We start from the raw sequence: 13008 nt of genomic DNA, 5'->3' as shown, positions 1-13008 counted from the left end.
TATCGATCAAACGATCGATACGTTTTTTGCTTTAGGCGTTTCCTTGACGTTTTTGAACGGCAATAATAATCAGCTTCGTGATTTCCATCAAAACAACTGCCACAGCAGCCATTGCGATACATAAACCGACATGTCCTAAAGTGAAGGTTGCTGGAATCGCAAAGACTTCACGGATGCCAGGAATCAAGGTAATGCTGTATAGTCCACCACAAACGACGATCGCCAGCCATACCATTTTATTGGCAAAAAGGCCAGCTTGCCAAGCAGTCTCAGTGTTTGAGCGTGCTGGTAATGTTTGCAATGTTCGGCTCCAGATAAGTGTTGAGAAGGCCATCGCTACACCTAATTCAGGTGATTGGTTCATTCCTAACCATTGTGCCAAAATCACGACAGCGGCAATCAAAATACCGCGATACGTTACTGAGATCAATGTTTTTCCAGTGAAGATACCAGCATTTGGATCTCTTGGCTGGCGCTGCATGATCGTTGGTTCGGCTTTTTCCATTCCTAGAGCAATCGCTGGTAATGAGTCGTTGACTAGGTTGATAAAGAGCAGCTGCAAGGCAGTAAATGGATTGTCCCAACCCATCACTAAGGCAAAGACGATCGCAATGATCGCACCTAAGTTTCCAGCAAACAAATACGAAATAGCTTTTTTGATGTTGTCAAAGACGTTTCGGCCAACTTCTACGGCACGAATGATCGAGGCAAAGTTGTCATCCGTCAAGACCATCGCCGCTGCGTCTTTGGCAACGTCCGTTCCGGTTCCCATTGCGATCCCGATATCCGCTTGTTTCAAGGCGGGTGCATCATTGACCCCATCCCCGGTCATGGCAGAGATCTTGCCTTTGTCTTGCCAAGCCCGCACGATACGGATTTTGTTTTCTGGCGAAACACGAGCATAGACTGTGATTTTGTCTAATTGATCCGCTAGTTCGGTTTCAGAAAGAGCATCCAATTCCGTACCGGTCAAGGCTAAGTCGCCCTCGGCTGAAATACCGATCTCTTGTGCAATCGCCACGGCTGTCGTTTTGTGGTCCCCTGTGATCATTACTGTTTTGATACCAGCAGATTTAGCATCCGCTACGGCTTGTTTGACTTCTTTACGAGGAGGATCGATCATCGCCATCAAACCAACCAAAATCAGCTCGTTTTCATCTTCAAGTGTCAATTCTCGTGATTGGGCATCGGTCAATGGACGGTAAGCAAACGCCAAGACCCGTAATGCCCGTTTTGAGAATTCTTCGTTTTGATGTTGTAATTTCTGCTTGATTTCATCTGTTAAAGGCACGACTTGATCATCGATCAAGACTTTGGTACTGCGCCCAAAGACGATGTCTGGCCCACCTTTGGTCAACAATAAATGTTCGCCATCGATCTCATGTAAGGTAGACATCAATTTACGATCAGAATCGAAAGGCAATTCTTGCAAACGAGGAAACTGTTGACGAATCGCCCGATAAGGCTGATTTAGTTTCTCACTGTAATCCAGAAAAGCAATTTCAGTAGGGTCTCCTAGCTTCGCCCCATCTTCACTGATGGCAGCATCATTGGCCAAGACACTGATCTCTACTAAGCGTTTTTCAGGCAATGTCCAGGTAGTTGGCTCATCGGAGAACGTGCCCGTTTGCCCATTTGGTAAATAGTAGTCAACAACGGTCATTTTGTTTTGGGTCAAAGTCCCGGTCTTATCGGTACAAACGATACTCGTTGAACCCAATGTCTCAACCGCTGGTAGTTTTCGAATGATGGCATGACGCTTCGCCATTTGTTTTGTTCCGATCGAAAGAACGATCGTCACGATCGATTGCAAGGCTTCTGGAATCGCTGCAACGGCTACGGCTACCGCAAACATAAAGGCGTTGACTAAGTCTTGTGTCATATCACCTGTTCCGTCACCTAAGAACAACCGTGCGACTTGAACCCCTAAAATAATCAATGAAAGGACTAAGATCGCCAAGCTCAGTTTTTTACTGAAGCTGTCTAATCCTCTTTGCAATGGTGTTTTGTGTTCAACTGTACTTTCCAATAAGCCAGCCACTTGACCGATTTCCGTCACATTACCAGTCGCGGTTACGATAAACCGGCCACGCCCATAAGTGACGATCGTTCCACTGAAGACCATGTTGTCACGGTCGCCGATCGGTGCGGTACGATCGATCACACCTAATTCTTTTTCCGCTGGCGTTGATTCCCCAGTCAGCATTCCTTCATCGACCTTCAAAGAACCCTCTTCGATCAATCGACCATCTGCTGGTACATAGTCCCCAGCTTCTAAAATAACGATATCGCCGACAACCAATTCTTTCGCCAGCACACTTTGTTCTTTGCCATCCCGAATGACGTTAGCATCTGGTGCCGACAGGCTTTTCAAAGCGTCTAACGACCCTTCGGCTTTTTTCGTTTGAATCACACTGACGACGGAATTCAACAAGAGTACTGCGAAGATAACGATCGACTCAACGTGGGCACCCATAACCATTTGGATGATTGCCACGATCAGCAAGACGATCACCATCGCATCTTTGAAGGTATCTAAGAATAAGGCAAAGCTAGATTTCTTAGGTGCTTCCTTCAGCTGGTTCAAGCCATTTTCTAACCGCTTGGCTGCCTCTTGCTGCGTCAACCCCTCTGGACTGCTCTGGACCTCTGCCATAATTTCCGAGATTTCTTTTTGATACATTTCTTTCGCCAATTTTTTTGCCCCTTTTAATTTTATTTTCCTTAGGCACTCTGCTAGAAAAAAAGAGACCTAAGACAAGTATACGCTTGTCTTAGGTCTCACCATTTCAAATAATACCAGAAAGCTGTCGCCAGCTTACTTACTGTTGATATTATCGCAGCTTGCGCCACCGGTTACTCCCCTAAGGAATAATAATAAGAATGTATCATTATCATAACGGAAACTTTTGTGCTTGGCAACTATAAAACATCAATTTGAAAATTTTTTGAAAACATTCTTTTTGTTCCCATTCCTTTTTTTCTGTTACACTAAGGAAGAAAGAAATTTGTACGTTACAGGAGGAAAAACGATGGATCTTTTTGATACTTTTACCCGCCATAGCTCTGTCCGAGATTTTCAACCCCGGCCACTATCAAAGGAACTCAAGCAAAAATTAGTAACGGTTGCCCAGAGCGGTTCCAGTTCGAACTTTGTTCAAGCCTATTCGATCATTGAGGTCAGTGATCCTGAAAAACTGGCTGCCATCGAAGAAATTGCCGGTGCCCCAAATTACATCACTCGAACGGGCGTCTTCTATCTTTTTGTCGCCGACTTACATAAGCATCAGCAGCTGCTGATCCAAGCAGGGGTGCCTGATACCCACTTAACCACGATGGAACCATTTATTGTGTCTGTCGTTGATACGACCATCGCTGCCCAAAACATGGTAGCTTACGCTGAAGCGCAAGACTTAGGAATTTGTTACATCGGCGGCATCCGCAATGATTTGCCTCGTATCGCAGAACTTGTCGGCTTACCAAAATTGACGTTTCCGTTATTCGGTTTAACGATCGGCTATCCGCAACACAGAAATGAACCGAAAGTCCGCTTGCCCCAAGAAGCGATCGTAAGTGTCGATCAGTATCAACCGCTGACGCAGGAGCAAACAGCCCAGTACAACCAAACGACAGAAGCCTATTATGCACAGCGCAGCAGCAATCAACAGCAAACCAATTGGCAAACGAAAATGACGGAATTTTTCCGTGAACCGCGACGTCCAGATGTCGCGGCCTTTATGAAACAACAAGGCTTCTCAGACCACTTCGGCGAATGAGGACACTAATTACCACGGGAAAATAAAAAACGATCTTTGGCAAGGAATCTTGTTAGGATCGTTTTTTGCTTAGTGTAAAAAATCAGGTTCAGGCGGCTCTTGTATCTTTGTCATGCTAATCAACGTGCGGCTTCTTGTGCGGCTTCGTTGACGGCAACTGCCTGCTCACATTTTTCCATTAATGCTACTAACGCTTTATCTAACACTGCTTCATTTTCGGAGGTTCGCTGACTGATTTGCGTCATAGGCTGCGCCGCAAGATCCAGCAAATAGGTAGGGATTGCTTCTTTTTCAGCAAAAGTGCCCTTGATCAGCGGCTGGTAGACAGACTCGCCACAGGGTCCGGTTTTGATAAAGGCTAGTTCGAACTGCGCCTTCCCTGACAAACGCAACCGATAGACCCCTTCTTTGGTCAGCAGTTTTTCATCGGCAAAGCGTGCCTGTAATCGTGCGAAACGTTCGTAATCCATGGTATCTGCTCCTTTTGATTCCTTCTTTTCTCTAGTGTAGCAAATTTCTTGTTAGCAAAACATCTTTTTCATAGAGAACGCCTCCTTTTTCCTCGCTCGGTGATTTTTCACTTTACAAGCAGAACAAATGTTCGTATAATTCAAGTGAGGTGAATGTGTATGCCAGCTGCAAAAATCGCTTATGCAAAACAAGAAACCTATGCATTTGAAAAACACTATTATGAATTGGTAAACTTTCCCACACCAGTGGCGCTTTTGTTTGATGAATTCGCACTGACGATGGAGCGCAATCAAAAATCGTATATTGCGATCCCCGCGCGCTATTCCGTCTTAAAGGTTCCGCTCGTCTTTGTTTTTCGACTAGAGACTAAGGATGCGCCTGTTTATTATTATGAGCACGTACTCGCTGAAAATAAGATCATTCGCCGCTACAACCCCAAGCGTAACTATTTGCCCGGCGGAAGATAGACCAATGGTTCAACCCGTTTGCCATACTTAGCGGTTGCACTCTCCTGATGCATATCACTGAGCAGCAGTTCGAATATTTGTCATCCAAACGAAACCCCTCTATACTAAAAAGAAAGGGGTTTTTCACAATGACGAAAAAACCGCCGCAAACGTCTGAAGAAAAGGAAGCCGCTTCTAACAATATGGGACTGGGGATCGGTGTCGGAATGGCATTAGGTGCTGCGTTTGGGATGCTGTTTTTTGACAATCTAGCATTAGGCATGGGTTTAGGCATCGCACTAGGGGTAGCGATCGGTGCAGGCATGGATCAAAAAAGCAGCAAAGACAAGAAATAGCTGCAGCAAGGAGCTGTGTTTATCTGTTACAGCTTGCTGCCCAGTAAATACCAAAAAAGCCTAGGTTCTGCACTTGTTGTGCAGGACCTAGGCTTTTTTACTTCGAGCAATATTCTCGAAAGCAGCTGCTTCACAGTTGGTTACAGCAGATTTCTTTTCGCCATTTCTGCGCGATACAGTTCATAGACCGCATCACTTTGCTTTGCATGGCTGCGGTAAAAGAGCCCATAAGAGAAAATCGCTTGGAAATTGCTTCCTTGATTTGCTCGTGCTACAGCGTGGTACAAATTCGCCAACTGCTGATCAGACATCTTCCCGCTTTTGATTCGTTTGGCAACTGCTTTTTGGGAAAGGGTAAATAAAATCGTCGTAAATACTTGATAAACCACCCAAATCGCCAGAATAACCAAAATGAATTTCACTAAATCAGGCATCACTTTTCAACTCCTTACAAAAAGTAAATCATTCGGATGATTTGATGTCAATAACAAAATAACCCAACGAAAATAAAATATTTATTTTCTAAAGTAATAAAATAGCAGTACGACAATGATTAAAACAATCAGTCATACTGCTATTTCTTTATTGCCTCTATTCATCTAAGTATCAATAAATCGACTCCGCTAAAAAAGAATAGACGGTATCAATCTCTCTTTATTTCGCCAAACGGTAGATAGCATCTGCATAGATCACCGCTGCGTTGAATAGGTCATCCAAGCTCATGAATTCATTGGCTTGGTGCATGGTGTCGACATAGCCAGGGAACATTGCGCCATAAGCAACGCCGCGTTTCAATAGACGGCCGTATGTGCCGCCGCCGATGATTTGTTCGAAGCCTTTTTCGCCAGTATGTTCTTCATAAACCGCCAATAAAGTTTCTACCAATGGATCATCTGCTGGCACGTAGTGAGGTTCCATGTTGCGGTCATTGCGGGTAACGGTTGCCCCTTCCATACCGACGGTGCGTTCCACACCGATTTCAAGTCCTTCCGCAGTTACGCCTTTAGGATAACGGAAGTTCAATGCGATAAAGTTGTCTGCTTGCGTTCCTGCTTGGTTCGCTTTAAAAGCAAATAAACCAGCATTCATAGTCAATTTACCCATTTTTTCATCTTCGTACGCCACACCTAATTTTTCACCGTAGAAATTTTCATGGACATAGGCTGCTGCTGCATGGATGAATTGTTTTGCGCCGCCGCCAAAGGCATAGTTATCTAAGAAGACTGCTAAGAAAGTCCCCGCATTGATTCCTGATTGTGGGCTGGCACCATGAGCACCTTTACCGACTAATTCGATCGTCACTTGTTCATTTTCTGTTTCAATCGTCCCCGTCACTGGATTGGCTTCAACGTAATCGAAAAAGGCTTTTTCGATCGCTAATGCTTCTTCTGTTGATGGAGCAATGAAGCTTGCTGTTGCCGTTCCTGGTACCATATTTTCTCGCAAGCCAGCAGTAAAGCTTTGCAGCGTGAAGTCTCCTTCATTGTTGCCTTGGAAATGGATACCTAACGTCACATTCCCTTTTTCTCCATTAATGATTGGGAAATTGGCATCTGGTGAGAAGCCAAAATCAGGCTTTTCTTCATGCTCAAAGTAGTAATCCATATCTGCCCAGCCGCTTTCTTCATCAGAACCAACGACAAAACGGATTTTTTTCGATAATGGCAAGCCCAATTCTTTGATGATCTTCATCCCATAATAGGCAGCCATTGAAGGACCTTTATCATCAGAAGAACCACGAGCATAGATTTTGTTGTCATTGATGACTGGATCATAAGGATCGGTTGACCAGCCGTCACCTGCAGGAACAACATCCATGTGGCCGAAGATCCCTAATGTTTCGTCTCCTTCACCAAATTCGATGTGACCAGCGTAGTTATCGACGTTTTTGACTGTGAAGCCATCACGTTCGCCATAAGCTAGCATGTGTAGCAACGCATCACGAGGTCCAGGACCAAATGGCGCATCCGCAGTCGCTTTATCATCTTCTCTTTCACTTTTCACTTTCAATAGATCAATCAAGTCGTTCAGCAAATCGTCTTTGCGGGCTTCGACCTCTTTTTTCCAATCGATTGTCATAGTGTTCCCTCCATTTCTGTTCTCGCTATTTATGATAACACTCTTAAACCAAAAAAGGAAAAAAAATTGCGCCTTTTTCCATGGGTCTTTTCTATGAAATTTCTAGGAAACAGGTATAATAAATATAACTCGATTTTGATTAACGAAAGGAGTCATTGCATGGAGCAACTTGATTCTGCAATTTTATCCAAAGTGATCCAACAGCGCCCGAGAAAAAGCCACAAAGGCACTTTTGGCCGAGCCGTTTTAGTAGGGGGCAACCGCCAATTCGGTGGGGCGATCTTAATGGCTGCGCAAGCCTGTGTGTATGGGGGAACTGGTTTGACCACCGTGATCTCCGATGGCGTCAACCGAACCGCCCTGCACGCCCGCTTGCCTGAAGCGATGTTTGTCGATTGGCAGCAAACAGAACTGATCGATACGGTCACCGAATCGGCGGACGTCCTACTGATTGGTCCTGGATTAGGCGAAGGAAAAAGCAATTTTGATCTGCTGCAGCGGATCGTTTCTGCCCAAAAAGAACACCAATGGTTGGTGATCGATGGTTCGGCGATCAATTTGGCTGCCAAATATCCGCTGATCATCCCCTTTCCTGAACAAGTCGTCTTCACGCCGCATCAGATGGAATGGCAACGGCTCAGCGGACTGGCAATTGCCGACCAGACAGAAGAAAACAACCAGCAAGCCCAACAAAAACTCGGAAGTCTGGTAGTCTTAAAAAGCCATCGCACACAAATTTACGGCAGCAGCATCGCCCAAAATCCCCTCGGAACACCCGCAATGGCGACTGGTGGGATGGGTGATACACTGGCAGGCATGATCACCAGCTTTTTGGCACAGTTTGAAAAAACAGAGGAAACGATCCAAGCGGCTGTCTATCTCCATAGCCTGATTGGCGAAGCATTGGCAAAAGAGCACTATGTCGTTTTGCCGACACAAATCAGTGCCGCATTGCCTCAATGGATGAAAAAGCACCAAGCATCCGATCCAGAATGATTTCTGATAAACCATTCATCAAAAAAACGTCCCTTTCTGCATTTGTCGAAAGGGACGTTTTTTCCAATGGTCAGCTAATTGTTAAAATAAACCACTCGCACTTCATACGGCGCCAAGGTTGCTGTTTGAGGGACTGCTTGATTGGTCTCTAAATCAACGACTTCTTTGATCAAGTGTAGTGTCTGCTCTTTCTCAGAAAAATTCATGATGAAAAAGTACGTTCGTTCTGGACTGATCCTGCCTTGGATCGAAACTGCAGGATTGGCATGCGCGATCCTTTCCTCTGCCAAGGACAGCTCACGGACCAAAGAGGCATAAAACTGTTCGAAAAAGTCATAGTTGGTGCGAGCCGCCAGATAGTAGGCGGTGCCGGCACCAAAGGTATGTTTGGTGATCGCAGGTGTTCCTTGGTAAAAATCCGCTTGATACTCCCCTAGTACCTCCGCTGTTTCGGCTTCGATGATTGCAGAATAGTCCCGTGTTTCAAAGGGCTGTCCTTGAAAAACCAACTGATTGTGTTCAGTGTCAAAAAGAGTTTCCAGCTCCAGCACGTTGATGCCTAATAATGCTCGCAACGGCTGTGGCAAGCCCCCCAGATACAACAAGTCGGTTTCATTGACCATGCCGCTAAAGTAACTGGAAATCAAGGTACCACCGGCTTGTGTATACTGGCAAAGTTTTGCCATCGTCTCTGATGTCATCAAGTAAAGCATTGGAGCGATCACCAACTGATAGTCAGAAAAATCTTGCTCTGGCGTCAAAATATCGACAGCGATGTCTTGTTCCCAGAAATAACGATAATGCTCCTGCAACGTTTGCGGATACCGTCTGGTTGGTCGACCAAACCCGCCGCCTCGCTTCAATGCCCAGTTGCTTTCCCAATCAAAAAGGATCGCCACTGCTTTTTTTCTTGTGGTTCCTTGAATCTCTTTGATTTTTTCCAAGCGCTTGCCGTAAGCCGCAACTTCTTTGAAGACCCGATTCTCCGTGGAATCATCATGTCCCACGACTGCCCCATGGAATTTTTCTGAATTGCCGCGGGATTGGCGCCATTGAAAATACAAGGTACTATCTGAGCCGTGAGCGATCTGCTGCATGGCACTCAACTGATGGACACCAGGCTTTTTCGCTTTATTAAAGGAATGCCAGTTAACAAAACTCGGCGTGCATTCCATCACTAAAAAGGGCTGTTTCTTCAATGACCAGTATTGATCATGTACATAGGCGGATTTCATCGCTGTCGCTGCCAAGGATTCAAAGTTGTTGTTCCAATCAGGGTAACTATCCCAGCTAACGATGTCCACATGACGAGCGAACTTGCTGTAGTCAATGCCTTCTAAAGGAATAAAATCTTGGGTAGCATGTCCTTCCGCCATAAAATTCGTCGTCACAGGAATGTCCGGTGTCAGCTGACGGATCGGCGCACATTCATGCAAATAAAAATCGATCGTCCTATCTGTGACAAATCGTTTCCAATCAAGATCCATGCCATGCACTTTGTGTTCCCCTAAAGGTGAAGGTGGTAAAACCTGCGACCAATCGGAGTAAGTACCGCCCCAAAAAGAAGTCCACCAGGCATGATTCAACGTGGCTAAATCACCATATTTTTTTTGCAGCCAGCTGCGCCAGTTTTCCTGACAATAGGAGCAAAAGCATTCCCCAGAGTACTCATTGGAGATATGCCACATGGCTAATGCCGGATGCTTGCCGTAACGTTTTGCCAACTGCTGATTGATTTGCGTCACCTTTTCCCGATAGATCGGTGAAGAGTAACAGTGATTGTGGCGAAACCCATGGGTATGTTTTTGCCCTTGGGCGTTGGTCCGATTGACTTCAGGATACTTTTGACTTAGCCATTGAGGCCGCCCACCGCTAGGAGTGGCCAAAATGACTTTGCCGCCGATGCCATGGATCTGATCAAACACTCGATCCAACCAGTCAAACTGATAAACGCCTTCTTGCGGCTCTAAGGCACTCCAAGCAAACACCCCTAATGTGACGGTGTTGACATGGGCTTGCTGCATGTAGGCAAGATCCTTTTGCAAGATTTCTGGATAAGCCAGCCATTGATCGGGGTTGTAATCCCCGCCATGCATAAACTGCTGATCAAACAATTGATTGCTCATCATTCTACTCCTTTTTTGGCTTGTAACTGGTAGACAAATGATTGAAAATCGCCAGTGACTTGCGCTGTTCCATGGTTGACGGCATTAAACTGATAGGGTTTACGGAACCCTAATTGCCTTAACAGCTGACCAGAGACAGTTTCGCCATTGACCTGATACACCTGTTGGGCATTAAGAAAGGCTGCGGGCAAAAAGTCTTCCGCCGTCGGATTGGCTTGTGCCAGCACGCGAAAGAAAGCAATCAATGCTTCTTCGTTTTGTGGGTCATACACTGCCCAAGTCGTTTCATTGGCATGGTCCAACTGCTGCAGCTGGTAAAAAGTGCCAAAGGTCAGCAATTGCCGCTGGTTTTTATAAAAGACGATTTGGGATTTGATCGCCTGCTTTTCGGTTTCAGACAAGTGAAAGAGATCGAGTTCATACCCCAAAGGCCCAAACATTGCGACGGTTTGCCGAAAGGCTAAAGACGTTGCCCGGCCGACTTGGTGGTTTGGTGCCGCCGACACGTGATTGCTGAAGGAGGACAAAGGATACCCTAACAACGTTCCGCTTTGGATGGCTAAACGTTCCACTGCATCACTATCATCACTAGGCCAAATCTGCGGACTGTAAAATAAGATCCCTAAATCGTATCTGCCCCCGCCGCCAGCACAGCCTTCGATCAAAAGGGTCGGAAACGCAGCTAAGATTTTTTCATATAAGCGATAAAGACCTAAAATGTAGCGATGATAAAACTCCGTCTGAGAAATTCCCTGTTCCGCTAAATAGGGAGAGTAAGCTTCAGTGATATTGCGGTTCATATCCCATTTGATGTAATCTAGCTTGGTTTCAAGGATCACTTTTTGCATCGCTTCGAAAATCGCCTCGACCACTGCTGGATTGGCAAAATCCAACACGTATTGTCCGCGCCCCACAGAGATCCGCTCATAAGGATGCTTGACTACCCACTCAGGATGCTCTTGGTACAACTGACTATCTGGCGAAACCATTTCTGGTTCAAACCAAATCCCCAGTTGCAGCTGCATGGCATGAATTTTCTCAGCAAAAGACCCGATTCCTTTTGGAAATTTGGCAGGGTCCGCCACCCAATCGCCCAATGAACTGCGGTCGTCGTTGCGTTTTCCAAACCAACCATCGTCAAGCACAAAGCACTCCATCCCTAACGCCTTGCTTTCTTGGGCTAAGGTCAACAGCTTTTCTTCATTAAAATCAAAATAAGTCGCTTCCCAATTATTAAAGACGATCGGCCGCTGCCGCTTTTGCCAATAAGGGTCAATCACATACTTTTCGATAAATTGGGCGGATTCTTGACTCAAGCCATTCAGACCAGCAGCGGTGAAGGTGAAGAGGCATTCTGGGGCTTCAAAAGTTTCTCCTTGTGAAAGCTGCCAGCTGAAATACTCAGGATGTATCCCCAACATCAATCGAACGTTGTCCCATTCATCCATTTCCGCTTGCGCCAAAAAGTTGCCCGAATAAATCAGGTTGGCACCATAGACGTGACCAGTGTCATTGGTGGCTTGCTGTTCTTTTAAGGCGACAAAAGGATTGTGCTGATGACCAGACGCTCCTTTTAACGAGCCGACACTGATCGTCCCTTGGGTCAAAGGGACCGTCTTGATGTGCCGTTCTTTCAGCCATGCGCCTGAAAGATGCAGCAGTTCAAAATCGCGATTTTTCAGTTCCAAGACACCACTCAAAAAGCGCTGGATGGTTCTCGGCTTGCTCCCCGTATTGGTCAGTGTTTGCTGCCGCGTGATGGTTCCTGATCCTTTGAAGATCGTATAGGTGATCGCCATTTCCAGCTGCCGCTCTTGATCTACTAATTCAAAGACGATGCTTTGGCTTTCATCGGCAGAAGCAAAGCTGGCTGGTTGCGCCAACTTTCGTTCTTTGCCCTCAAAACAGTGAAAAGCCACAAGTTTAAAATCCACATAAAGAGGGGTTTCTTCCTCAAAAACCGACACTGCCCCTTCTCGAAAATCAGAAGTCCCATACGTTGGCAATTCTTGAAAACGGTCCGCCAAGGTAAAAAGATTGTCTGCTTCAAAAAATTTGACGGTTCCTGCCGATTTATTCTCTTTTTTCTCAAGGTACGCTTGATCAAACGGCGCCAGTGTGCCTAGAGATGGCCCAAAATAGACATGACCCAGTTGCTGATTTGGTAACACATTTATGATATAACTGATTTTTTCATTGTATAAGTGAAAGAGTTGTTCATTCCTAATTTCTATCATTGCTATCCTCAATTTTCCCCATTTTTTTCATTTGTGCCTGCTCGTTGACAAGCTGCTTCAAGATAACGCAAGCGTTTTTTGACGCCGCGATTGAAAAAGAATTTGTAAAACAGCGCCGCCAGCATAAAACTGTAGGTTGTTTTCTGCTGCGCAAAACGGCTTTGTTCCGAATACGTGACTTGCAGCTTCCCTTTTCGTCCTGGTGCAAAACTGTACCGTTGATCGATCACTCCTTCTTCATGGGTCGTACGAAGCCACAGCTCATCCGCGGCAATTTTTTTGACCGTCATGACGGCAGGTACCAACCGCGGGGCGGTTTTGGTTTGGATCATCGTTTCAATACGGCAGCCTTCCCCGAACGGTTCTTGGGCTTGTTTGGCTAGAAAGAATTTCTCTTGTTCCGCCAATAACACACGGGAAAAGTCCGTAGGTGTGGTATTCATTTGATAACTGCAAGACAATGTATCGGTTCTCATCACAAATTCCTTTCTAAAGGGTGCGCTATTGCATTCCTTTCCGTT

General features: G+C 45.7%; 11 protein-coding genes. 4 read left to right on the top strand and 7 right to left on the bottom strand.

From position 1 onward, the window contains the following. Window positions 1-31: 31 nt before the first annotated feature. A complete protein-coding gene (locus IGI73_RS04665) occupies window positions 32-2683 on the bottom strand; it encodes a cation-translocating P-type ATPase (RefSeq protein ID WP_016608271.1) in 2652 nt (883 codons plus the stop codon). Window positions 2684-3032: 349 nt separating this feature from the next. Here IGI73_RS04665 and IGI73_RS04660 point away from each other — a divergent pair, with 349 nt between their 5' ends. Then, a complete protein-coding gene (locus tag IGI73_RS04660; protein ID WP_428206475.1) occupies window positions 3033-3776 on the top strand; it encodes an NADPH-dependent oxidoreductase in 744 nt (247 codons plus the stop codon). Window positions 3777-3895: 119 nt separating this feature from the next. Here IGI73_RS04660 and IGI73_RS04655 read toward each other — a convergent pair whose 3' ends face one another. Continuing rightward, window positions 3896-4246, bottom strand: a complete 351-nt coding sequence (locus tag IGI73_RS04655) for a hypothetical protein (protein ID WP_005225497.1) — start codon at window positions 4244-4246, stop codon at window positions 3896-3898. Window positions 4247-4405: 159 nt separating this feature from the next. Between IGI73_RS04655 and IGI73_RS04650 the strand changes: the two genes are divergently transcribed. Both IGI73_RS04650 and IGI73_RS04645 read left to right on the top strand, forming a co-directional pair. Next, window positions 4406-4714, top strand: coding sequence for a DUF5960 family protein (locus IGI73_RS04650; RefSeq protein ID WP_271292517.1), 309 nt, complete (start codon window positions 4406-4408; stop codon window positions 4712-4714). Window positions 4715-4842: 128 nt separating this feature from the next. After that, window positions 4843-5049, top strand: coding sequence for a hypothetical protein (locus tag IGI73_RS04645; RefSeq protein ID WP_015509297.1), 207 nt, complete (start codon window positions 4843-4845; stop codon window positions 5047-5049). A 140-nt stretch (window positions 5050-5189) separates the two neighbouring features. On the opposite strand, the gene IGI73_RS04640 is transcribed toward IGI73_RS04645, so the two are convergent. After that, a complete protein-coding gene (locus IGI73_RS04640; RefSeq protein ID WP_005234725.1) occupies window positions 5190-5483 on the bottom strand; it encodes a hypothetical protein in 294 nt (97 codons plus the stop codon). A gap of 220 nt (window positions 5484-5703) precedes the next feature. Next, window positions 5704-7128, bottom strand: a complete 1425-nt coding sequence (pepV, locus tag IGI73_RS04635; RefSeq protein WP_428206476.1) for a dipeptidase PepV — start codon at window positions 7126-7128, stop codon at window positions 5704-5706. A gap of 159 nt (window positions 7129-7287) precedes the next feature. Between pepV and IGI73_RS04630 the strand changes: the two genes are divergently transcribed. Further along, on the top strand, window positions 7288-8124 hold the full coding sequence (locus IGI73_RS04630; RefSeq protein WP_428206477.1) for an NAD(P)H-hydrate dehydratase: 837 nt from the start codon (window positions 7288-7290) through the stop codon (window positions 8122-8124). 74 nt (window positions 8125-8198) lie between these two features. Here the strand turns inward: IGI73_RS04630 and IGI73_RS04625 are convergent, their stop codons facing one another. Genes IGI73_RS04625 through IGI73_RS04615 form a run of 3 tightly spaced genes read right to left on the bottom strand, consistent with a single transcriptional unit; the run spans window position 8199 to window position 12963 of the window. Then, the gene (locus IGI73_RS04625; RefSeq protein ID WP_225000974.1) at window positions 8199-10253 is read right to left on the bottom strand and encodes a beta-galactosidase; all 2055 of its coding nucleotides are present in this window, start codon (window positions 10251-10253) and stop codon (window positions 8199-8201) included. Further along, window positions 10250-12487 carry an alpha-galactosidase gene (locus IGI73_RS04620; protein WP_428206478.1) on the bottom strand — a complete coding sequence of 746 codons (2238 nt, stop codon included), beginning with the start codon at window positions 12485-12487 and terminating at the stop codon, window positions 10250-10252. The genes IGI73_RS04625 and IGI73_RS04620 overlap by 4 nt, the downstream gene beginning before the upstream one ends. An 8-nt stretch (window positions 12488-12495) precedes the next feature. Further along, window positions 12496-12963: a hypothetical protein gene (locus IGI73_RS04615; RefSeq protein WP_015509293.1), complete on the bottom strand. Its 468-nt coding sequence runs from the start codon at window positions 12961-12963 to the stop codon at window positions 12496-12498. Between the last annotated feature and the right edge of the window lie 45 nt (window positions 12964-13008).

Origin of the sequence: Enterococcus sp. DIV0755f (assembly GCF_051713725.1) — a bacterium.
In the GTDB taxonomy this organism is placed as follows: Bacteria; Bacillota; Bacilli; order Lactobacillales; family Enterococcaceae; genus Enterococcus_D; species Enterococcus_D casseliflavus.
The sequence above is the reverse complement of the archived record's forward strand: the minus strand, read 5'-3'. Positions and strand labels throughout refer to the sequence as shown.